Annotated in this window: 16 protein-coding genes; 3 read left to right on the forward strand and 13 right to left on the reverse strand. The window is 37.0% G+C overall.

What is annotated here, in order from left to right:
• Positions 1–76 precede the first annotated feature (76 nt).
• The 3 genes from DDD_RS04545 to DDD_RS04555 all read left to right on the forward strand — a co-directional run bounded on the left by DDD_RS04545 (position 77) and on the right by DDD_RS04555 (position 3,761).
• Entirely contained in the window at positions 77–442 is a 366-nt protein-coding gene (locus DDD_RS04545; RefSeq protein WP_015361588.1) for a BlaI/MecI/CopY family transcriptional regulator, read from the forward strand.
• 2 nt (positions 443–444) lie between these two features.
• Entirely contained in the window at positions 445–2,409 is a 1,965-nt protein-coding gene (locus tag DDD_RS17210; protein WP_015361589.1) for a M56 family metallopeptidase, read from the forward strand.
• 251 nt (positions 2,410–2,660) lie between these two features.
• The gene (locus DDD_RS04555; RefSeq protein ID WP_015361590.1) at positions 2,661–3,761 is read left to right on the forward strand and encodes a DUF4407 domain-containing protein; all 1,101 of its coding nucleotides are present in this window, start codon (positions 2,661–2,663) and stop codon (positions 3,759–3,761) included.
• Between the two features lie 414 nt (positions 3,762–4,175).
• On the opposite strand, the gene DDD_RS04560 is transcribed toward DDD_RS04555, so the two are convergent.
• The 13 genes from DDD_RS04560 to DDD_RS04620 all read right to left on the reverse strand — a co-directional run bounded on the left by DDD_RS04560 (position 4,176) and on the right by DDD_RS04620 (position 24,627).
• Positions 4,176–5,204: an App1 family protein gene (locus tag DDD_RS04560; RefSeq protein ID WP_015361591.1), complete on the reverse strand. Its 1,029-nt coding sequence runs from the start codon at positions 5,202–5,204 to the stop codon at positions 4,176–4,178.
• Positions 5,205–5,519: 315 nt separating this feature from the next.
• Positions 5,520–6,353, reverse strand: coding sequence for a metallophosphoesterase family protein (locus tag DDD_RS04565; RefSeq protein WP_015361593.1), 834 nt, complete (start codon positions 6,351–6,353; stop codon positions 5,520–5,522).
• Positions 6,335–7,684, reverse strand: coding sequence for a sodium:solute symporter family transporter (locus DDD_RS04570; protein ID WP_041566930.1), 1,350 nt, complete (start codon positions 7,682–7,684; stop codon positions 6,335–6,337). The genes DDD_RS04565 and DDD_RS04570 overlap by 19 nt, the downstream gene beginning before the upstream one ends.
• A gap of 556 nt (positions 7,685–8,240) precedes the next feature.
• Positions 8,241–9,692, reverse strand: a complete 1,452-nt coding sequence (locus tag DDD_RS04575) for a SusD/RagB family nutrient-binding outer membrane lipoprotein (protein ID WP_015361595.1) — start codon at positions 9,690–9,692, stop codon at positions 8,241–8,243.
• Positions 9,693–9,866: 174 nt separating this feature from the next.
• Positions 9,867–13,076, reverse strand: a complete 3,210-nt coding sequence (locus tag DDD_RS04580; protein WP_041566931.1) for a SusC/RagA family TonB-linked outer membrane protein — start codon at positions 13,074–13,076, stop codon at positions 9,867–9,869.
• Between the two features lie 51 nt (positions 13,077–13,127).
• Entirely contained in the window at positions 13,128–13,814 is a 687-nt protein-coding gene (locus DDD_RS04585; RefSeq protein WP_015361597.1) for a DUF2064 domain-containing protein, read from the reverse strand.
• A 3-nt stretch (positions 13,815–13,817) separates the two neighbouring features.
• On the reverse strand, positions 13,818–14,882 hold the full coding sequence (gene arsS, locus DDD_RS04590; RefSeq protein WP_015361598.1) for an arsenosugar biosynthesis radical SAM (seleno)protein ArsS: 1,065 nt from the start codon (positions 14,880–14,882) through the stop codon (positions 13,818–13,820).
• 360 nt (positions 14,883–15,242) lie between these two features.
• Positions 15,243–15,569 carry a hypothetical protein gene (locus tag DDD_RS04595; protein ID WP_015361599.1) on the reverse strand — a complete coding sequence of 109 codons (327 nt, stop codon included), beginning with the start codon at positions 15,567–15,569 and terminating at the stop codon, positions 15,243–15,245.
• Between the two features lie 190 nt (positions 15,570–15,759).
• Positions 15,760–16,095: an arsenosugar biosynthesis-associated peroxidase-like protein gene (locus DDD_RS04600; RefSeq protein ID WP_015361600.1), complete on the reverse strand. Its 336-nt coding sequence runs from the start codon at positions 16,093–16,095 to the stop codon at positions 15,760–15,762.
• A gap of 147 nt (positions 16,096–16,242) precedes the next feature.
• Positions 16,243–17,670: an alpha-amylase family glycosyl hydrolase gene (locus tag DDD_RS04605; protein ID WP_015361601.1), complete on the reverse strand. Its 1,428-nt coding sequence runs from the start codon at positions 17,668–17,670 to the stop codon at positions 16,243–16,245.
• 59 nt (positions 17,671–17,729) lie between these two features.
• Complete coding sequence (locus DDD_RS04610) at positions 17,730–20,090, reverse strand: alpha-amylase family glycosyl hydrolase (protein ID WP_015361602.1); 2,361 nt, start codon at positions 20,088–20,090, stop codon at positions 17,730–17,732.
• A gap of 334 nt (positions 20,091–20,424) precedes the next feature.
• Positions 20,425–22,404, reverse strand: a complete 1,980-nt coding sequence (locus DDD_RS04615) for an alpha-amylase family glycosyl hydrolase (RefSeq protein ID WP_015361603.1) — start codon at positions 22,402–22,404, stop codon at positions 20,425–20,427.
• Positions 22,405–22,446: 42 nt separating this feature from the next.
• The gene (locus tag DDD_RS04620; protein ID WP_015361604.1) at positions 22,447–24,627 is read right to left on the reverse strand and encodes a glycoside hydrolase family 97 protein; all 2,181 of its coding nucleotides are present in this window, start codon (positions 24,625–24,627) and stop codon (positions 22,447–22,449) included.
• Between the last annotated feature and the right edge of the window lie 2 nt (positions 24,628–24,629).

Genomic DNA, 24,629 nt, shown 5'->3' on the forward strand with positions numbered 1-24,629 from the left:
TTACTTTTTTATCCTCTACACTTGTAGAATTAAAATATTGTTCTACATTTGTAGAGTTGGTTTTAAAAACGTAGAAATGAAATTGTCAAAAACCGAAGAAGATCTTATGAGTCATTTATGGAAGCTTGAAAAAGCTTTTATGAAAGAGCTCTTAGATGAGTATCCAGATCCCAAACCTGCAACTACTACCATTGCAACGCTGTTAAAACGTATGACAGACAAAGGTTTTGTAGGTTACGAACTGTTCGGTAAAAGTCGCCAGTATAGACCGCTCGTGAAAAAAAGCGATTACTTCTCAAAACATGTTAATGGGTTGATCAAAAACTTTTTTAACGATAGCGCTTCTCAATTTGCCTCATTTTTTACTAAAGAAACCGATTTAAGTAAAAAAGAGCTGGAAGAACTTAGAAAAATCATCGATCGTCAAATTGAAAATAAATAATCATGGAACATTTCATAATCAATTCTTCAGTTTGTTTATTTGTTTTGTGGCTGGCTTATAAACTGTTGCTAGAGAATACGTCATGGCATGTATTTAAAAGATGGTTTTTAATCGGTTCTTTAATTATTTCTTTATGCATTCCTTTTATTGTGGTAGAAACTATTGTAGTTCCTATTGAGCAAACTCCTTTTGCGGCTTATGAGTTAGCTTTAGAAGAAACGATTATTGAAGAAACTGCTTTTGAAGTGAATTGGTGGTATGTTACACTAGGTATTTATATAATAGGTTTTGTAGTCATGTTATGGCGTTTTGGTAAAAACTTGAACTCTTTTAGAATCCAACAAGAAGATGAAATCAGTTCTTATAAAACCTATCAGCTTATTTTACGCAATCAAATAACTATACCTCATTCCTTTCTCAAACGCATTTTTGTCTCTAAAAAAGACCATGGAACCAACAAAATACCTGCGGTCGTTTTAGAGCATGAAAAAGCGCATTTAGATCAAAAACACACGCTTGACATTTTATTTATAGAATCTTTGATAGTGCTCTTCTGGTTCAACCCAATATTGTACATCATCAGGTATTCTATGAAGTTAAATCACGAGTTTCTTGCAGATCGAGTGGTTTTAAATCAAGGCATTACTACCACAGAGTACCAACAGTTATTGTTAGATCACGCCACCACCAGTTATGAGCAGTCTATGGCAAACACATTTACTTTTCCCATTATTAAAAAAAGATTTCACATTATGAAAACACATACATCAAACACAAGTCTAGTCTTAAGAAGTCTAGCATTGATACCTATTCTAGCTTTACTAGTTATTAGTTGCGGTAAGGAAGAAACTGAATTTATAGAAATAGAAGAAACAGTCATCGAAGAACAACAAAATAACCGTAAGATAATTGCAGTAGACCCATCAGATCCAGAAGGGAATATCACCATAAACGGTGAACCACATTTCTATAAAATCAAAGGGGAAAAAATTGAGATTTATGATCAAAACGGTATTTTGCAAGATTTTGAAAGCCAAGGCTATGAGGTTGTAAAAGCCGATGAAATCATTGAAGTTGTTGAAGTGTTAGAAAACTTAACTCCTGAAGACATTACCACCTATAATCAACTAGCTAAAAAACATGAGCAATACATGAAGCTCAAGGATCAATTGATTGTTTGGGAAAATGAAACTGCGCACATGCAAACCGTCTTCAATTCTATGAATGAAGAACAACGTGCTGCAAATGAACCATGGCCATTTACTGGCACACACTATGGTGTGGAATATAAACCAGGACAAATTCCACCACCACCGCCGCCAGCAATTATAAAGGTGGTCACCTTTGAAGAAATAGAACAATACAACTCTTGGGCTAAGCAGATAAATGATACAAACAATGAGGCGAAGAAAACTGGAAGTAATGAATATGCTATAGTTAAAGCAAAAGACGTAAATACATTTAAATCCATCTACGATAACATGACAAAAGCTCAAAAGAGTAACGCTCAGCCGTGGCCAAATCTTCCGCCACCACCGCCACCAGCCGCACCAACTGCAAACTCTGGTTATATAAAAGTCGATGGTAATATTTACCATTATACCTTAAAAGAAAACGACAATAACTTTTATGATCGCAAAGGAAATATTATTGACGTTTATGGAAAAACAGTAGAATACGTTAAAAAAGAAGATCTACCGCCACCACCGCCGCCAGCTGATCCTTTAGATTACATTAATGATAAAGGTGATAAAATGAACTATTACATCGATGATGTAAAAGTAAATGCAGCAAAAGCAAAAGCCTTTATAAAAAAGAATGGAAAGAAAGGTATTGAAATCGGCCCAGTTGATGGAGTGTATTCTTTGAAAATGTATACTTCATCAGATGACAAAAGAGTTTACATAGATCAAAATCCCGATAACATTTACGGTCCTACCAGGTTAGATCGTGATTTGAAATGCTAGACTTAATAATAACCAAATAATTCTACCAAAGCCTCAATAATAATTTTTGAGGCTTTTTTAGTTCTAAATATCTTTAAGAAAACTTCTAGCCGATTCCCCTATGCAGCGGAATGACCGAATGAACTTGAACTCGAACTCGAACTCGAACTCGAACTCGAATTTAAACTTAAGTTTAAGTTTAGGTTTAAAACTGTAACAAATCATTAAAAATCACGTTAATAAGAAATAACCTCCTTATAAATCCCTTTCTTATGCAATCTTTTTTCATCTTTTGCAGCGGTGCTGATGCTGAGTTACTTGACCAGTGCAGCGCCGGCGAGCGTAACAAATATGCCGGTATAGGCGCCACCGTTTTTTTTACCGCGCTCATGGCGTTTTTTGCTGCTAGTTATGCCCTATTTACAGTGTTTGACAGCTACTGGATTGCGACAGCATTTGGTCTTGTTTGGGGTCTGTTAATCTTCAATCTAGACCGCTATATTGTTTCTACACTCAAGAAAAGTGATCGTAAGATTAATGAATTGTGGCAGGCTGCACCACGTATTATACTTGCCATTATTATTGCTCTGGTTATTTCAAAACCTCTAGAGTTGAAGATTTTTGAAAAGGAAATCGATCAGGTGTTGCTGGAAGAGAAAAATGCGATGACTTTAGAAAATCAGGAGCAAGTTGCCTCCCTTTTTGCTGTTGAGGAGTCCGCTTTCGCGAAAGCGATACAAGAACTAAAATCTGAAATCACCACAAAAGAAGCCGAAGTTGAAGCGCTTTACAACACATACATCACTGAAGCTGAAGGAACCTCGGGAACAAACAAGCTGGGAAAAGGACCTGTTTATAAAGAGAAAAGAGAAAAACACGACGCCGCACTGGCCGAATTACAAGCGCTGAAAACTACCAACGGTGAAAAAATCGCCGCCATAGAATTACAACTTGCAGATCTTAATACAAAAGAAGCCACGCAACTTGCAGCATCACAACCCATCATAGAAAACTTTGACGGACTTATGGCTCGCATCGAGGCTCTGAACAAATTGCCGTTTATAACTTCGTTTTTTATATTCTTGTTATTTCTAGCCATAGAAACCTCACCGATAATTGCAAAATTGCTATCACCTAAAGGAGAATACGATTACAAATATGCAGAGCGAGAAGACCTAGTCATTTCTTGGGTGACTCAGCAAAAACAGCAGCAAACCGTTCTCGTTCAAACCGATAAAGAACTCAATAACCGAGTATACAAAGACATTGCCGACGAGGACGAACTCTACGCCTACAAAAAGAAAATCGCCAGAGAACTTATGCAAAAACAAGCCGATGCTTTTTACAGCAAACAGAAAGGTATTTTAGGGTAAGTATTTTTAATTTTTGAATTAGATATTTAACATGAATTCAATCTAGAGATATTTCGAGTTTAATTAATTAACAGTAGTGATTTAAAGCTCCTCGCCTTAGAAAAGGCGAGGACAGATTGGCCTCGTCGCACCAGCGGCGATGCAATCAGGAGTGGTTGGAGGTCTGGTGACCTTGATGAATAAATTCCATCTTTGTAAACTTAAAGTATCACAGTGAATTTCCTAGGTCGTTTTGCACATCTAAGATTATTAATCTAAGGAATGTACATCTCGCTATTGCGCTAAAACCTGTGAGGTTGCCTTAATCAGTACTTTGTTCAATTTCAATCCTTATTTAATAGGCGAAACCTCACAGGTTATTCCAACTATTACTTATTTATTACAAATTCGAGATCGAATTCAAATTCAAATTCATTAGACAATCCAACCATTTGCTCTAGCGTGTGCCACAGCTTCTTTAGATTCTTTTACCAGTAACATTGGGCAAATCGTGAATGAATCGGCTATGGATTGTACTCGTTGCATTTTCTTTTTGTGCTCTACAGATCGCAGGTAAATCGCTAGAATACGATCTGGAAATTGTTGTGCCGTATCCTTATAATAATCTACATCGTGCTCGCCACTATCGCCTATCAAGATAAATTTCATATCTGGATAATGTTTCAAAATATTGAGTAACTCATGTTCTTTATGAGGCCGTTTTAATTTAGGTGTTCTGTCCCATGGCGTAGGGAAATCTCTTAGTAGAATCGGCCCTTTTGGAAAGCCGTGAAAGTCTAGAAATTTCTCTAAATACTTGTATAAATTCCACGGGCTATTACTTAAATAAAACATGGGGTTTTGACCTTTAGAAGATGGTCCGCGATGTAATAACTGGTAAAAACTAGCGGCTCCTTTTAACGGCAACCTACGATCGTAATTTTTAAAAAAAGTATTAAAAGCTACGCGTATCTTAAGAAAACTCGTGACGCCAGTATGCATGATCGTATCGTCTATGTCGCTTATCACACCATATGCCGCCTCAGAATAAGGCACTAAAGTTTCTCCAGTAAATTTATTGATCTTGATGCGTTTTTGTCGTTTCGCTTTCGCGAAAGCGGAATTATCTTCATCAAAACTTACTGTGATAAGTAAATATCCTTCTTCATCAGTGAGGTTGTGCAAGTTGAAATCTGTGGCAATATTAAAGAGAAAATAGCCTTCATGGTCTGCTTTTACCTCAAAAAATTTACCGTTAGGTAAGGTGAGTTTTACTTGAGCATTTCTTATCTCGTCGGTCTTAAACGTACGCCATGTATTGCGCAAGGTTTGATACAAGGTTTGCTGCTCGTAATGCTTTAATGGCTGGTCTTCTAAAGCGCGGCCTCTTACATACAAATGACTTTCCCCACTGTAGGTGCGGTAAATATCGAGTATCCAAGGATCACGTTTAAAAATTGCCATGACGTGAAAATAATAGATTTATGCGAACTGATTTTAAGAATGCCTGTTTTTTAAGAGCTGATGACTTAGTTTTTGGTTCTTAACTGACGTAATGCATACCAGATTGCCATTAAAAATAGAAAACCGAACCATATAAAACTGCGATTGCGCTCACCATCGGCAATTTTATAACCTATAATGCATAGACTGATAACGCACATAGCGATAAGGAGTTTATAAAACCATTTTGGAATCATGTGATTAGGTGATTAGGTGATTAGGTGACAATTAATATTTAAGATACACAAATGAAAATTTAATTCTCAAATAAAGATACTAATAAGAGCTCAATTCCAGTTTTTTACCTTTTAATAATCGCTCCTCTTCTGGAAGAATCTCCATATTATCCCAGATTCCGGTTTCTAGAGTTTGAGCATATTCATTAGGCAACTGGTGTTTTCTCATCTCATGTATTGCAGTTGCATGGTTGTAAGAAAGTGGAATGTGCTGGTATTCCAAACCATTTGCATCATCTATGATCATTGCCCAAGTGTGTAAATTACCATCATTTGCAGGCATTCCTATCACGCCTGGATTAAGCCATAACTGATTTTTATTTTGATCCATAAATGGCAAACCGCAATGTCCAGCGATGACGACTTCAGCGTTTAGAGCGTCTAGACTAGCTTGTTTTTTTTTCCAGTCTGTAGACTTGAAGATGAACTGAGAAACGTGATCGTAGCTTCCGTGTACTACTCCTACTTTATTCCCAGCATAATTGAACATTATATGATCTGGCAAGGCCTTGAAGTAGTCTTTTGAGCTGGTGTGTAGGTTTGCTTTCGCGAAAGCGTACCAAATCTCACTAAAATTATCACAGCGAGAGCCTTGAGTAAAGTCACAACCACAGTCGTCTTGATCATCTCGCAACTGAATTTCTACATTACCCAAAATACTGTGTGCGCCCCAATTTTTAAATAGCTTTAGCGTTTCTTGAGGCTGACCACAATAACCTATAATATCGCCAGTGCAAATACAATTATCTGGTGCGATACCATGTTGCTGGGCTACTTGCATCAAGCTTTGTAAAGCTTGTAAATTGCTGTAAACACCTCCAAAAAGAAGCATCTTTCCTGTCTTACGACCTAAATCTATGATCTTTTTATCCATGTTGGCAATAAGAAAAAGAAGAAACTAAATGAAATTCCATAAATGTTGATCCAAAGCAATGAGGCATATTTTCCTCTGGTAAAAATAAGGCTTTGGGGAAACCATTCAAAGACTAATAATACACCAAAGACAAGCCCACAAATTACTGATAAAAAATAGCTGATTTGTGGTGCTTTCATTTTCCATAATAAAAATACTGGTGTCAATCCGATAACCATCGTACCACTTATGGTAGTGGCACTTAAGATTTCTGCATTGAGAAACACTGGGATTGTTCCTAAAACAGCCACAAGTACCATCGTGATCCTACCAAAAGTAACGGTTTTACCCAACCTTAAATCAATAGTCAACAATTTTGAAAAGCTTGAAAATGTACTATCCAAAGTACTTGCAGCACTGGTGATCATGATAAAATTGATAACTAACAATAAAACAACTCCTAACTTTTTTGCTACCTCAACGGCTGCCTGACCTTGCAATCCGGTTTGTTGCGCATATACACCGACTAAACTAAATAAAACAATACAAATACCGCCTAAAACAGCAGCCCAAAGAAAGCTCTTGCGAGTGATATTAGGACTGGTAATAAAACCTCGATCGGTCAACACTGGATCGTGGAATGGGTAGCTAAAACTTTGTAAAATTGCCGCAAAGAACAGATTCAGGCCTAATTCCATGGACCAAGTTCCTGAAGTGATCATTTCTCCAACTTTAACTTCTGGCTCATTGAAAATCACTGCTAAAATGATGATAAGTAAGATTGAAAAAAGCACCATCTGAATCACATCGGTAAAAATAGAACTGCTCAATCCTCCTTTTAAAGTATAGGCTAATGTCATTATCGTAAAAACGACAATAGCCGCGTAATAAGCGGTAGTTCCTATCTCTCCAAAATAAGTTCCTATCACCATGGTATTGGACCAGACTTCATTAAACAGTCTAAAACTGATCAAAATAGAAAACAATCCAACGGCTCTTTTACCATATTTATCGGTTAAAAAATGATGAATACTGGTGTAATTTCCTTGTGTTCTTAATTGGTATATAATAATACCTGCTACAGCAAAGGACAGATAATAGCCTGCATAAGCAACGCCACCGACTAGACCGAACTCCAATCCTAAGTTGGCTGCGTTGGTAATACTTTTGGCAAAAATCCAAGATATAATCAAACTTCCCGTAAGCATCACCATATTAGGCTGCTTGCCGCGATGCTCTGCCTTAAAGAATGTTGTTACATCTTTGGCATACGGCGCTAGTATGAAAAAGATCACACTACTCGCTATAATCAGTAACCACTGTAAGGTTGATGTTTGGGTTAGGAAATCCAAGTTTAAGTTTAAGTTTAAGTTTAAGTTTAAGTTTAAGTTTAAAAAAATGTCAGTTCGAGCGCAGTCGAGAATGTTTTAATATTTAATTATTGGCAAGTTATCAAGAGCCGCTCTTTTAGTAATTATGTATTTCCGCACCTGAAGCGGAGTCTCCTTTTATTTTGTCATTCCGCTGCATAGCAGAATAGGTTATTTGCTTTCTCCTTCTTTCGTAGACTGCAACACCCAACACAACCTTCCCTCAAGGGAAGGAGTTTTGATTGTCATTCTGCTACAGAGCGGAATCGGTTATTGCCTTTCTCCTTCTTTCGTAGACTGCAACACCCAACCCAACCTTCCCTCAAGGGAAGGAGTTTTGATTGTCATTCCGCTACAGAGTGGAATCGGTTATTGCCTTTCTCGTTATTTTACAAAACCTCCGAGGTTGCCCCAAATACATCTCGATTTAATTTCAATCTCTTTCTAATGGGCAAAACCTCAGAGGTTAGTCCGTCGCTTGTTTTTTATTCTTTTTTTTCAATTTCAATTTCAAATTCAAGTTCAAGTTCAAATTCATCTACTCATCCCACCAAACAGGAACATTGATATCATTGTCATTTGTGGCGCTTGCAGCGACAATGTAATTATCGGCATTAAGAGATGCTTCCTCTGCAGGATAAGGCATTCTTACAGGAATGAGATCATTATTAAAACTAGCTGAAATCGTTTTCAACGCAGGAAAACCTGTTCTTCTATACTCGATCCATCCTTCATAACCGTTGATAACGCTTGCAATCCATTTTTGAGTAATAATTTGCTCTATAGGATCGTTACCGTTTAAGCCATAAGCAGCATCGGTTGTTAAGTAATCTGCTGGTAATTCTGTATTCCAGTATTCATGTGCTTGCGTCACCCCAGTTTCATACAATGTCTGTGCAGGTGCTGTGATCAATCCTCTTTCTGCCGCCTCAGCCAGTAAAAAATTAGTTTCCCATGCAGTCATGTAATTAGCATCTAACATTCCCGTATTTTCCCTGAAAATAGTCCCTGCAAGAGAATAATCGGCTAGAGTGACAGATGTAGATGACGCATCGATACCGTTTAATAAGCCTTCAAAATCATCTCCGTTAGCATTGTTTGCTCTTGGTCTAAAAAGTACATTGATACGAGCGTCATTTAAACCTTCGAGAACTTCTTCCATAGTCTCACTCATAACAAAGTTGTTGAAATCTCCTGCTCTTAATCGCGCCATACGGAAGTTGTTAGGCTCACTATCAGAAAAATTAAACACCGCATTTTGATCATTTGAAGCAATGTAATTTTGATCATCAAACAAGGTCTGTAATCTTGCATTTACATTTTCTCTTGCAGAAATACGCATCAGTGCTTTTATCTTTAAACTATTTGCAAAACGTACCCAAGCAGTCAAATCACCATTAAACAGTACATCACCTTCTAAAGCAATAGAACCATTGTAATTTTCTATAGCTGCAATTCCTTGATCTAGATTATCTAGAATTCCGCCAGGTTGTAAATAAATATCTTCTTGAAGATCATATTTAGGTTCTACAATCCCATCTAATCCACGAAAAGCTTCCGAATAAGGCACATCACCAAATATGTCTGTCAAGCCAGCTGTCATGTAAGCCTTAAAAATCAAGGCTGGACCTTCGTAAACTGCAAAGGCAGGTGTTTCCTGAGCTTGATCAATGATGATTTGGTTATCTCTCAAATTAGTGTAAAAAATAGGCCATGGATTTCCACCCAATTGCGGACTTTTCAATGCATGCCTATCAAATAAATTAAAATCTAACGCGGTCATGTGCTGACTTAATAACCCACCAGCGACAAAACCTTCATAAGACATTTCTTCACCGTAATTGTAGATTACTTGTCTTAAAAGCAAACTAGGCTGCACGCTTACTGGAGCATTAGGATTAGTATTTATTTCTTCAAAATCGTTGGTACAGGAGATAATTCCTGCAATTATCACCAGCAATAATGTGATGTATTTTATTGTTATTTTCATTTTAAATTTATTTAAAATGTTTGGTTGAGCGATAGTCGAAACCTCTTTACAAGTTCTCATTCTGTAAACGTTCTCGACTGCGCTCGAACTGACATTTCATTATTCTTTATTCTTTATTCCTTGTTCGATATTCAATTTCGAGTTCGAGTTCGAGTTCAAGTTCAAGTTCAAATTCTAAAAGGTTATTCCTGCTTTAACACCTATACTTCTAGTACTAGCATAAGACAGATCTTCCACTCCACCTACAAAACCTTGTCCTTGAACAGCTAGTTGTTCTGGATCAAAATGCGGAATCTCACTAAAGGCAAATAAATTTCTACCGATTAAGGAAACTCTCATTTCTGCACCATCATTGAATAACCCTAAAGCTCCTTCATTTAAACTAAAACTATAACCAACCGAAAACTGGCGTAGTTTTAAATAACTCGCATCATAAACATTGTTCTCTTCATGGTTGCGATCGTAAAACTGACGGTAATAACTTTCTGCACTTACAGCTGTGGTATTTTGTACGTAAACAGGATTTGCTTCTGTTCCTGTGTTGATGACACCATCAGCAACTATCCCGGCATCTGGTCTGTTTGCTGTATCGCTTAATTGTCCACCTACTGCTCCTAAGGCTAATGTTCTTGAAACGATAATGCCGCCTTGTCTCCAGTCTAATAAGAATGAAGCATCCCAATTTTTGTACCTAAAACTATTGTTGAATCCCATGGTGAAATCGGCATTGTAGTTTCCTAGTTTTCTCAATTCTGGATCTGCAATAAAACGTCCTTCTTGTGTCAGAATAAAATCTCCGTTTTCATTCCTTAAATAACCAGTACCATATAGGTCTCCTATGCGTCCTCCTTCTTCCACTTGATGCCATACCGTTTGATCTTGACTATCGTACACTCTAGAATAAGCCAGTGTTAAACGTCCATCTTCTTGTGGTAAATCTTCTACAATCGCTCTGTTAGAAGCAAAGTTTACGGTAGAACTCCACTCAAAATTTTCTGTTCTTACAGGAATGGTGTTTAAAACGATTTCTACTCCTTGATTTCTTACCGCACCAGCATTAACTACTTGCTGGCTAAATCCAGATGCAATACCTATGGGAAGTGACAAAATCTGATCTTCAGTCAATGCATTGTAATACGTAAAATCTAAATTAATGCGTTGCTTTAAAAAGCGAATATCAAATCCTAATTCCACACTAGAAGTAGTTTCTGGTCTCAGGTTTTGGTTAGGAATAAAATCTTGATTTGAAAAAGTAGGTTGTGAATTTACATTCACCTGCGAGATAAATGTTCCTTGCGTTTGGTAAGGATCGGTATCATTACCTACTTGTGCATAACTAGCTCTAATCTTTGCAAAGTCAATTTCTTTAGGCAAATCCATCACATTACTCAAAATAAAACTAGTAGAAATAGAAGGATAAAAGAACGACGTATTATCTGCACTAAAAGGTGTTGCCAGTGCACTGGACCAGTCGTTACGAGCAGTAACATCTAAGTAAAGAAAGTTTTTATATCCCGCTTTCGCGAAAGCGTACAAACTATTAATTCTTTTCTCACTTCTAAAACCGAAACTCTCAATAGGACTTGCGGCATTATTTAATGAGAATATTCTAGGCTGTGCGAGACTTGTTGTTTGCACCTGCGTTGTAGAAGCTGTTTGATTGAGCCTATTTCCACCAGCTCTGGCCTCAAAATTCAGATCGCCCAACTGCTTTTTATAAGTAAGCAAGAAGTCTGTGTTGATCTCTCTATAGAAAACATCATGCTCTGCATAAGCGCCATTTCTAAAACGGTTGGTAGAAAAATTACGGATGAATCGGCGTTTTTCATTGCTGTAGTCCATTCCTGTTCTTATCGATGCGGTGAGTTCTGGTGTTAGCTCACGCGAAAGCGAGACATTTCCAAACAATCGATCGCGACCAAAACTATTGCGATTTTCATGCAATATAAAATACGGATTATCAAAAAACGTATAGTTAAAAGAGTACTGTTGCACACCTTCTAATCCAGGCTGCCAGTAGTTTCTTAAATTATCAATATTTAAAGATCGTGGTCCCCAAGCCACTAATGAATAATTTACATTTTCACTTCCATAACCGTTTGATGGTCGGTTTCCAGATGCGCTGTTTACATAATTGATGCTGGCGTTAATTTTGGTTTTATCGTTGGGTCTAAAGTTTAATTTTGCAGCAACGGTTTGTCTATCGAGATCTACTCCTGGAATGATGCTTTCACTGCGCAAATCGGTAAAACTTAATCGGTAATCGCCTTTCTCAAAACCGTCTGTAATCGCAATGTTATTGATAAATGTATGACCAGTGTTGTAGAAATCCTTCAGGTTATCTGGATTGCTGCGGAATTCTGTAGGTGTAATGGGCAAACCGCTGTATAATGAGGTATCGCCACCGCGCACGACAGTTCCATCTGGCAACGTCACTGGACTATCAAATTGCGGAATCAAAATTCCTTGATCCAATCGTGGACCCCATGAATAGGTAATATTATCACTAACGCCACCGCCTAAACCGTCGACATATTCAAAAACACCACCTTGACCTTGACCATATTCGTTCTGAAATTCTGGTAATTTAAAAGCCGTGTCGACAAAGAAACTGGTATTGTATGAAATTCCAAGACCTTTTTGTTTTCCACCGTTTTTGGTCTCGATAATTATCGCACCATTTGCTGCACGCGTTCCATAAAGAGCTGCTGCTGCAGGACCTTTAAGAACTGAAACACTTTCTATGTCGTCTTGATTTACTTCACCAGCTCCATTTCCAAAATCTACTTCTTGAAAACCTGCTGCGGCTTCATTAGAGAAATTAAACACCGTATTGTTGTTTATAGGTGTTCCATCCACAATAAATAGCGGATTATTATTAGAAAAACTTGCCTCGCCACGAATCGTAATTCTAGAAGAAGAACCTACACCAGTTGCTCCTGGAGTCACTGTGATACCTGCCACTTTTCCTTGAAGATTATCAAGTAAATTGACTGATTTTACTTCTTGAATTTGTTGGGTATCCAGTGTTTGAACTGCATAACCTAATTCTCGTTCTTTACGTTTTACACCTAGCGCGGTAACAATCACCTCATCTAAGGCGTCTCCTTCTTCTAAGGTTATTTTTATAATAGTTTCTTTATTAACTGGAATGGTCGCGGTTTGATAACCTATAAAAGACACCACTAATGTGGCGTTATCTGCAACGGTAATTGTATAGTTACCGTTACCATCTGTGGTTGTACCATTTTGGGTACCTTTCTCTGCAACATTTGCAAAAGCAATAGGGTCGCCAGCACTATCGCTGACTTTTCCTGTAATAGAAATTTGAGCTGCTCCTATAAAACCGCATAGAAGTAGCATGAATAGAGTAATTCTCTTCATAAAATAATATAAAAAATGATTGAAATGCCGTCAAGGCTTGAGCTTTGATAACTAAGCTGCCTTTGGCGATCCTTTATTCAAAGGAAGAAGAGAAATAACAGAGATGGTCTGTTGTTGATGAAATTGGTAATTGTTTTGCTTTCGCGAAAGCGTACTTAAAATTAATCTTATAATAGAACAACGAGCATCTTTACCAGAAAGAAAACCTTCAAGATCTTGCTCTGTATCAAGATCTGCTAGAGGTTCTAAAACTTCTAATTCTTGATTTTGGACAGTAATGTATTGATGAAAAGCAACAGCTAAATTGGAAGACTGCCAAGGCAATCCTCGAAATGCAGATGCATCAAAATTATTCTTATGCAAGGCGATAAGGTATAGACCACCATCTAAGGATTTTCCCTTAGCTGCTTTGCCCTTTTTGAGAGCATCGGCAGCGTCCTGTATTAATTTTACTGTAAGTAAAGGCGTGTCATTACCTAAACAAATAATAGAATCGTAGCCTTTATCAAAAACATCTTGAACAGAATTTGAAAACCTAGTCCCAAACCCTACGCCACGTTGCTCTGCTTCGGTAAAGTGATAAAAATCAAATCCAGAAGCTTTTGCCGTTTTGGTAACCTTCTTATTAAGCACATCCATTAGTGCGGCATTGTTTGCGAGAGGTTTGTGTAAAGCGTCTGCTTTTGCAGTTTGTGCAAAAAGAAGAATGGCGGTATTTGAATGTATTTTTTTAATCATGAATTAAGCAACTACGCCTTGACAACTACTTCCTGCTCCAGCTGTACAGCCATAACAATGTTGAGAGATCTGGATATTGCGATCGTTTAATAAATCTTCATTATAATCTTTAATATGTTGGATTTTATTATCCACTTTTAAATCGAGCATTTGATTGAAATCACAATCGTACAACCAGCCATCCCAGGATATAGAAATAGTGTTTTTACACATTACACCTGCAACTGCAGCTGGATTGTAAGCTTCTACAAGGGCATACATATAATCTTCATAGTTCTCGCTAGCTACTAGATAATCTAAGAAACGCGCGATAGGTAAATTAGTAATCGCAAAAAGACTGTGAAATTGAATTCCAAAATCCTCTAATAAAGCGGCTTTCATTTCCTTTTCCATACTCGCTTGGTCTCCTGGAAGATAAGCACCACTAGGATTATACACTAAATCCAGCTTTAAATCACTGCCTGGCATACCGTAACCACGATCATTGAGTTCTTGTAAAGCTTTTATAGATTTATCAAAAACACCATCGCCACGTTGCTTATCAGTTTTTCCCTTCGTCCAGTGTGGCATTGAGGAAACTACGTGAATATTGTGTTTTTTAAAGAAATCTGGCAAATCGTGGTACTTAGGATTTGCTCTGATGATAGTCAAGTTAGATCGTACGATAAAATCTTTGATTCCAGCCTCTGCAGCTTGTTCTACAAACCATCTAAAATCTGGATTCATTTCTGGAGCGCCACCGGTGAGATCTAAGGTATGAGCGCCAGTAGTTTTAATCACATCTAATATTTGCCCCATAGTATCACGAGTCATGATCTCCTTGCGATCAGGACCAGCATCTACGTGACAGTGTGCACAAACTTGATTACACATATAACCTACGTTCACTTGAAGAATTTCTAGTGTATTAGGTCTAAGTGGTAGTTCATTTATTTCTTTCAGTTTCTTTGCAAACGAAGGCAACTCGCCATTAGAAAATGGTTCTCCATTAAGGATTTGCATTTGCTTATTAATATTTGCTAAGTCTGAATCTCTCTTCTTTAAAGAGGTTTTTGTATTTACAGCCATTATTATGGAGTCGGTTTTTTCGTTTATTATAAGTACGCAAATATGGTACTAATGGTTTGCATAAATAGTGACTATTTCTCACAAAACTGTCACTATTAACTCTTAAGTCTCCTAAGTAAGGCAAAATATACGAGTTTGAGGGAAGAATTTGTTATCTTTTGATCTTATTCATAGCTACGGACTGAAGTCAGCAGCTATGAATATTTTGAGCTATTGGTTCTGTTTCCCACGTTCTGGTCTCGAAAAATTTGGCAAAAGTATCATCTGTCTATGGTAATCAGATTTGATAAGTTTAATCCCATCCCTAACACTTCTCAAAGTGATGAGAACTTAAAGAACAAACTTCAAATGATCTTATTTTCATGCATCATTAATGCAATAATCCAATAATATTTTAGCAAGTTGAGCATCTGTTAAATTATCATTGGAACTCTCCATAGAGTCTTTTATGAAATCTAAAAAAGCATAGAAATCAATTAGGTTATAATATTTGACATTGTTAATATCAAATTCAATAGTTCCTTTAGTTTTTTCAATCTCAAGAAACTTTACTTTGTTATTTAAAGAAAAAGGTTTCTGCATGTAAATTTCAACAACCTCTGATTCCATATTTAGATGGTTGTTCTTAAAGAACTCCTCTTTGCTTCTATTTTCTTTGAAATATTTAATTAATTCTGCTAAGTTCATTTATATAATACTTTTGTTGCTTACCATATTCATAGGTGCGGACTTAAGTCCGCACCTATGAATATTTGAGCGGTAGATTTTAAACAATAAATGAATCCTGCTAAAAAATCAGAACCTTAATAAATCGTAATAGCAATTTTTCACGATAAGCGATACGTAAGACTTTGCTTAGGCAAAGTTAATGTCCTACTTACATCTCTAATTTATTCACCTTATTCATCATTTGTACACCGTGGACTAGTGTAGCGCCTCCTTGAATTGCTCCAGCAACATGTACAGCTTCCATCATTTCTTCTTTAGTAATACCTCTTTTTAGGCCATCGCTCGTATATGCATCAATACAATAAGGGCAGTGTACAGTATGTGAAACAGCTAAAGCGATAAGGGATTTTTCTCTAGCTGTTAAAGCTCCTTCTTCAAATACTTTACCGTAGTAATCAAAAAACTTCTCTCCTAGTTCTTCACTCCATTCTGTTATTTTACCAAATTTTTTAAGATCCTTAGGATCGTAATATGTCTTTTGCATGTTTTATTTTTTTTTAAAAATCTAAAGTACTACATCTAGCAGCAACGACCAATTGATTACATCTTGTAGCAACATTGGAGAATAAATTTGGGACGCAATAAAAAAGGCTCTCAGATTAGAAAGCCTTTTAAATAAATAATTAAGTTCTTATTTTTCTAGTGTTAGAATGCGATAGCCATACGGCGGTAAGTCCAGTCTATTTTCTTCTGTGAATTTTGTAGAGCCACCTCTTAAAGCGTCAGATACTGTTCCTTGAAGACCTTCAACTTTTACATTTTGTCTATTTTCAGAAAAATTTGCTATATAAAAAATGGTCTCACCATCTTTTTCTCTTTTAATAGCATAAATGCTTGAATCATCGCTAGTTTTTAATCGTTCATAACTTGCGGCATTTTTTCCACCGTGTAATGCAGGGTTATTAGCCTTAAGCGCTCCTAACTTTTTCATGATGTCCCAAGTTTTACCTTTGGTTTTAGGAATGGTATCTTTCTCAAAGAATTTTAATCGGTAGTCCATATCGTATTCTTGACCAGAATAAATTAATGGCATTCCAGGAATCACATAAGAGAACGCTAGCATAGTTTGCGCCTTATCTCCCATTCTTTCATTTACAGATCCGTTCCATGAATTTTCATCATGATTAGTAATGAAATTCATTAAGATATCATCTTCCTCATAGTTTTCTTTATTCCGTTGCATGTACTCGTCCCATTTATCAACTGTAGCTTTTCCTTGAGCTAGTTCATTCATAATGTGATGTCCTTCCCAGTTGTAACCCATATCAAAAGCCTGTCTGAAAAGATCTTTCTTTTCACTTTCTGCCAGCATAAATAAAGGCTTCTGTTTCTGCAGGTTTTCACTCGCATAATTCCAAAACTCTGTAGGAACCTCATGAGCTACATCACATCTAAAACCATCAATATCAAATTCTGTTACCCAATGCGTCATTGCACCAGTCATAGCGTCCCATAAATCGTGATTATCGTAATTAAGATCAGCGGTATCTGTCCAGTCTGTTCCTGCTGGATGCATCATTTTGCCGTTTTCATCTTTGGTATAAAAATCTGGATACTTCTTCATCCATACATTGTCCCAACCGGTGTGATTTGCTACCCAATCAAGAATAACATACATACCATTATCGTGAGCAGTTTTTATTAAATTCATTAGATCTGCATCGGTACCTAAATCCGGATTCACCTTTTCATAATTTGCTATTGCATAATAACTACCTAGGTATTTTTCTCTCTCTTTAGGATCTTTGATATCTTCTACCAGTAAATCACCATGAGCTTTTCTATTCTTTTCAGATATAGGAAAAATAGGCATCAACCAGATCACTTTTACACCTAACTCTTTAAGCTGTGGTATGTCTTTTGTAAACTCATTAAAAGTTCCTTCTGGCGAGTATTGTCTTATGTTTGCCTCATAAATAATCGCATTTTCAAGATCTTCATCTTGAATAGGTGTGTAGGCAACTTCTGTTGTTTCTTCTAACTCAACGGTCTCTTTTTTGTCTTCTTTACAAGCAAAAATTAGGGTCAATGTTAATAATCCTAAAATGTATTTTTTCATTTACTTTATTTTAATTGTTACGATCAAATTTCAATATTAGTTTTTAAATGAGAAAAGTATCACTTCTTTTCTTCACTTTTTTCATCCTTCATTTGCAAAATCATGAAGTTACCAGGTTTTATCTGGATGTTCTTATCTGTTACCACAGCGTTTATTGCAGTACCGCTTTCGCGAAAGCGTTCATTATTAGCAACCATATTTAAGATCAATCCTGTCTCGTTAAAGAAAACTGTGGTTTGCTCTCCAAAATAGCGACGTTGAATGTCCAAAATACCATTACTCTCTGACATCACTTGAGTCGTCCCGTATAAAAGCGACATGGAATTACGCCTCAGTTTTACTAATTCCTGAACCAACTCGCGCAGGTTTGTCTCCCGATCAGAAAGGTTATCAAACTTCATCATCCTGCGGTTATCAGGATCGTTTGCACCTATCGAGCCATATTCATCACCATAATAAATCACTGGCACGCCTGGCATGGTCATATTAAAAGCCTGCAACATACCTAATCGGTCATAAGCGGTAGAATCACTCATGACTATGTCTCGTGTCCAGCCAGCTTTCTTTGCGTCTTCATCAAATCTCACATCGCCACTCGCATAACTTATGAATCGTGCACGATCTTGATTTCCTGAAATATTTCCCATCAAATGATGGTGACCGTAATACTCTAATCCTTTTTTTAAGGTTTCTGTCAAGTTTGCATAATCGCTATCCGCTTTCGCGAAAGCGGAAACAGCAGCATCATACTGATTAAAATCAAACTGCGCATCTAGCATTCCTGTACTTACATAGCTTCTAATCAAATCGTAAGAACCGTAAGTTTCTCCTATTTGATAAATAGGCCTGTCGGTATTATTGCGTACTTTTTGAGTCAATGTTCTCCAATATTCTTCTGGCACATGTTTGGTCGCATCATGACGAAATCCATCTAATTTATACTCGGTAACCCAATACAAAGCACTATCTGTCATTTTTTCTACCACTTCTGGTTTAGAAAAATCGAGCGTAGGCATAAACGTATCAAACCAAGTGGTTAACCTTTGGTCGTCCCATCGCTCTGTGTTTAAACTTCCATCTTCAAGATATAAGTTAGTCGCCCATTCTGGATGATTTTTATAAACAGGATGCTCTTCATGAACATGATTTGCCACATAATCGAGAATCACATTCATGTCTCTTTTATGTGCTTCTTCAATGATCTCTTTCATGACTTTTTCATCACCAAAACGGTAATCTACCTTTGTATTAGAAATAGGCCAGTAACCGTGGTAACCGCTAAATTTTGTGCGCGGCTCTGGCCACAAGCCGTATGCACCTTCTGGATTCTGAGTAATAGGTGATAACCAAATCGTGTTGATTCCCATTTCTTCAAAGTAGCCGTCATTTATTTTCTCCAACACACCAGCCAGATCACCACCCATGTAATTGGCTGCGGGCAAAATCTCTGGATCGGGAACTGGTTTAGTATTGGATGTGTCTCCGTCTAGAAAACGATCTACCATCATAAAGTACAATACTTGAGTATGGAAATCGCTTCTAGCTAGTTTTGTTGGATCTTTTACAACCTGGCTGTCTTGCACTGGAATCAAAAGGTCGTTTGTGCGGCCATTTTCATCGCTGGCATAAACACGTACGAGTTGTGTTTTAGAAATACGGTCAGAGAAATCTACTTTAGGTAGTTGCACTGTGAATGTGTTTCCTTCTTTTTGAGCTTCTATTTTTTGGTTTTCATAGAGAATCACAACGTTATCTAATTCTCCAGTAGACTGAAAAGTAAATCCTTGATCTAGAATCTCTCCGTAGGACAATTGTGCTGGATTTGCTTTACGGCTGTTATCAATAACACGATTAAAACCGCCCATTCCATTGCTAACCACGTTAGGCTCATTTCCTGTTAGTTTTTCTTCTTTTCCACCTTCCAGAAATAGGTATTGGAATTTACCTTGTGGAACTGTTGCTCGATATATGATTTTACCATCAACCACTTCTGTATCTTGTGGTGCCCAATTGGTAAACTCTCCTTTTATTCGGACGTTTTTAAAATTCCCAGAATATGGAATTTCTATTGTTTTGCTCGTGCTTCTAAAAACAGGAATATCGTTTCTTATTCCTTTTGTCCATAAAGTGATGTGTGTTACAAATGGTGCGCCTCCTATCTCTATTTCATCTACTTCAAATGTAAAAACGCTATCAATATTTACGCCTTCTCGTTGTGCTATCCCTACATTTAAACTTATGCTATCTGGTTTTATATCACCCAAATAATCGGCATAGATTAGCTCTGTATTTCCCGTAGCATTTTCATAAATAGGCGTAGTCATCACCTGGATAACACTGGCTTTTGCTAACTCTTCTTCTTTTTTAGTATCGCAGCTTAGAATTAAAATTGCGATGAGTAGGATTAGTATGTTTTTCATTTTATATTTTCAATCTAAATGTTTCACTTATGCGCAAGCCCCATTGTCCTGCGGACATTTCCCCAAAGGGGAAAATTTTACTGTGTCGCTCTGCTCCTTCTTTAGTTCCCATTGTCTTTTCTTCGACATGCTCAGTACAAGGCGGAAATTATGCATTCCTCTCCTTTTCACTAATGTGTTTTCACTCTTGCGCCAACACCCTTTGTCCTGCGGACACTATGCATTCCTCTCGCAAAAAGCTCGTCGGATGCAAGAAGGGAAACCTAGAAACAAACATCTCGATGCAGCCAACCTCACAGGTTTTGAAAACCTGTGAGGTTTGGCGGTAATTTAATTAAAACCATCTTGGTCCACTACCTCGATGATCTAGATCTATAACTAAACTCGTTTTCCCTTTAACCTTGATGTTTTTTGTCAAATCAAATAGCTCGTTTGTTAAGATATCCTGACCTTTTTTTCTTCCATCAATACCTTCTGCGAACTTATTCAAATCTAAAGTGACTTGTTCTGTATTATTATTAATGATTATCATAACTCTACTTTCATGTAAAGCTAAACCGACTTGTCCCGTAGATCGCAGCTCTTCATGAGCATACCTAAAATAGACATAACAATTATTCTCTGGAACATATTGTAGTAATTTGCCGTTATGGATTACTTCTTTATTCCTTCTGTAATTGAGTAGTTTTTTAGTGAAATCTTGATAGGCTTTTTGCTCTTTTGATGGTTTATCAAATGCATTTACAACATCGCCGTTCCAGCCACCAGGGAAATCTCTACGTATATCGCCATCACCATCAGTATCTCTATTTCCTCCCATTCCTATCTCGTCACCATAATAGATTTGTGGAATTCCTCTAGTGGTTAAAACTAAAGTCATGGCTAGTTTGTATTTGGCAAGGTCACCGTTATACAATCCGTTACCGTTGATGCGATTAGTATCGTGGTTTCCTGCAAAAACTAAGATGTTATCAATATCTGGATATAAGAAGTCGTTGACAAAATTCTCATACACCTTTGACATTCCTTTGTCCCAGCCTTGTTCATTTTCATTAAAAGCAACCATAATAGCATCGTGTAGCGTAAAATCCATGACACTAGGTAGATGTGTATTGTAATCTTGAATAGCGGCAATTTTTGAGTCTTTTTGCCAGTAAGCAATTTGAGCCTGATCATGCAACCATGTTTCTCCTACGATATTGAAATTAGGATATTCATCCATGATTGCTTTGGTCCATTTTGCGATTCCTTCTTTCTCGTTGTAAGAATAAGTATCTACTCTCAAACCATCTAAACCAGCGTACTCAATCCACCAAATGGTATTCTGAATCAAATAATTTAATGCTAAAGGTTCGCTTTGATTGATATCTGGCATGGTGCTTACAAACCAACCTTTTTCTGCATAAATGGCATCTCTTTTACTTACGTTTGGGTCCATTTGTGTGGTCTGTCGGTAAGAAGAATTTGCATATCCAGCTACTGGGAAGTCCTTGCCTTCATTATCATCAAATTGATGAATCCAAGTTTTCGTCGGCAAATCTTGCATCATCCAGTGCGTCGCGCCCCAATGATTAGTCACATAATCCATGATCAACTTCATATCACGTTTATGCAATTCATCACCAAGACGTTTATAATCTTCATTAGTTCCATAACGTGGATCGATCTTGTATAAATCACTTTGCGCATAGGTATGATAAGAGTAACGCGCATCATTATCTTCTAACAATGGCGTACTCCAGATGGCAGTTGCCCCTAAATCATCAATATAATCTAGATGATCGATAATTCCTTGAATATCGCCACCATGACGACCACCTTTGAAGTCGCGGTTTGCTTTTTCAGCAAGTCCTTCTACCGTATCATTAGATGGATCTCCATTTGCAAAACGATCTGGCATGATTAAATAAATGGCATCGCTGGAGTCAAATCCTTTTCTTTCTTTACTATTTTGTTGTCTTTCTAATAAGTCATAAACAATAGCAATAGTATCACCTTCATTACAATCTTCTGTACATAAATTGATATTGTAACGATTAGGCTCGATACTCATATCAAAGGTTACAAATAGGTAATTTGGATTATCAGTCTTACGCACATTCAAAATTGTCAAGTCGCTTCTTACCTCATCAAATTTGGCAATATTTGGGCCATGAAACATAACTTCTACCTCGTTATGTTCCATCCCAGACCACCAAAATCTAGGTTCTATATGTTCTAAAGGTAGTTCTACCTCGGTGTATTGTGCTGTTACCGCTTTCGCGAAAGCGAGACTAAGAAGAATACTTAAAACTATAGTTATATGTTTTATCATGTATCTAAATTTTGATTTCGTTTTATAGCAAGAAAATCATATTTATTTTATTTCCACAATACTAATTCCAAAACCACCGCCAGGAGCCGTAAAAATCTTCAAATCAGATTTACTAGTGACCTTTTTAGTAGTGATTTTATAGGCTTGCGGATTAGTCTTATAATGAGCATCCTGAGCATCTGCATAGATCGTAGCTTTGTACTTTTTACCTTTTTCTAGAAAGTCTAAAGAAATTCTAGAAGTTCTCGCCCTAGTTCCGTTAGAATTACCAATAAACCAGCTGCTGGAATTTTTATCCTTACGAGCAGTCGTGATATAATCTCCTGGCTCTGCTTCTAGATAAACACTCTTATCCCAATCTACAGGAACGTCTTTTATGAACTGAAATGCATCGAGAAATTTGTTATAATTCTCTGGTAAGTCTGCCGCCATTTGTAATGGACTGTACATAACCACATATAATCCTAGCTGATTTGCAATAGTGAAATTAGCATGGGAATTATTATTAGGATTCAATTTAGAAATATCCATTTCAAAAATCCCTGGCGTATAATCCATAGGACCACCGATTAATCTGGTGAAGGGCAAAATAGTTGAATGATTGGGTTTTGAACCACCGAAAGCCTGAAACTCTGTTCCTCTTGCCGACTCATTTCCTATCAAATTAGGATATGTACGCGCAATTCCTGTAGGACGTACTGCTTCATGCGCATTAATCATAATTTTATAATCGGCTGCTTTTTCTAGAACGTATTGATAATGATTTACCGTCCACTGACCGTAATGATGTTCTCCACGTGGTAGAATATTACCTACATAACCAGTTTTCACCGCTTCATAATCATAGGCATTCATGAATTGAAATGCCTCGTCTAAGTGTCGTTCATAATTACGAGTAGATCCGGAAGTCTCGTGGTGCATGATCATTTTAACGCCTTTAGACTTTGCATATTTATGCACTTCTTCTACATCAAAATCTGGATAAGGAGTGACAAAATCAAACACATAATCCTTAGACTGTCCGAACCAATCTTCCCAACCTTCATTCCATCCTTCTACAAGAACGGCATCAAAACCATGTAAAGCAGCAAAATCAACCAATTCTTTTACATGTTCTGTAGTTGCGCCATGGGTTTCATTAGGAGTTAATTTTGTATAGTCTGTTTTTCCTAATTGAATGGCAGGAATGTCATCAGTGTAAGCCCAAGAGCTTTTACCAGTAATCATTTCCCACCATACACCTACATATTTTACTGGTGTAATCCACGAAGTATCTGCAATAGCAACTGGTTCATTCAAATTATAAGTCATTCTAGAAGCAAGAATATCCGTAGCATTATTTCCTACTATAATCGTACGCCATGGAGTAACCGTAGGAGCTTGTAAATATCCTTTGTCTCCATTTACATCTGGAGTTAACCACGACTGAAAAACCATGTTTTTATCATCTAGATTCAGGTGCATGCAACTATAATCTATTAATGCAGCTTCATGTAAATTGATGTACATGCCGTCGTCTGTTTTCATCATTAAAGCTGTTTGAACACCTGTAGGTGAAAACTGCTTTTGAGAAGCATTAGGTGAAATAGATTCTTTGTGCAAACTTCTTATCTCTGATAATCTAGAAGTCGTGTAATCATATTCCTGCGAGTCATAATCGCCAGCGATCCAGTAAGCGGTGTGATCTCCAGTCATAGCAAACTGGGTCAACTCTTCTTTAATCGTGAAATAGGTAAAATCTTGTTGAGGGAATTCATACCTAAAACCTAATCCATCATTAAAAAGACGGAACCTGATAATCATCTTACGATCAGTTTCTTTTTGCTTTAATATGACGGCAAGCTCATTGTAATGATTACGTATTTGAGATTCTTCTCCCCAAACTGGTTCCCATGTCTCATCAAAAGTGCTACTTTCTGTATCGATAATTGTAAAATCATCTTTGAGAGACTTGCTATCATTTTTGATATCAAATCCTAAAGAACTAAGTTTTATAACTTCTTTATTCTTGAAATACAATTGATATTGAGGAATTCCAGCATCTGACAGACGAAACTGCATTTTAAAAGAGCCATCAGGTGATTCTAGTGTTTGTAATTGTGAAGCTTTTTGTTTTTTTTCAGCTTGAAAAAAGCTGGTTTTTAGTTCCGCTTTCGCGAAAGCGGAACTGAAACAAAAAATAATGCAAAAAACTAATTTAAATACAAGCACCAAATTTTTCATGA

Origin of the sequence: Nonlabens dokdonensis DSW-6, assembly GCF_000332115.1 — a bacterium.
GTDB classification, from domain to species: Bacteria; Bacteroidota; Bacteroidia; order Flavobacteriales; family Flavobacteriaceae; genus Nonlabens; species Nonlabens dokdonensis.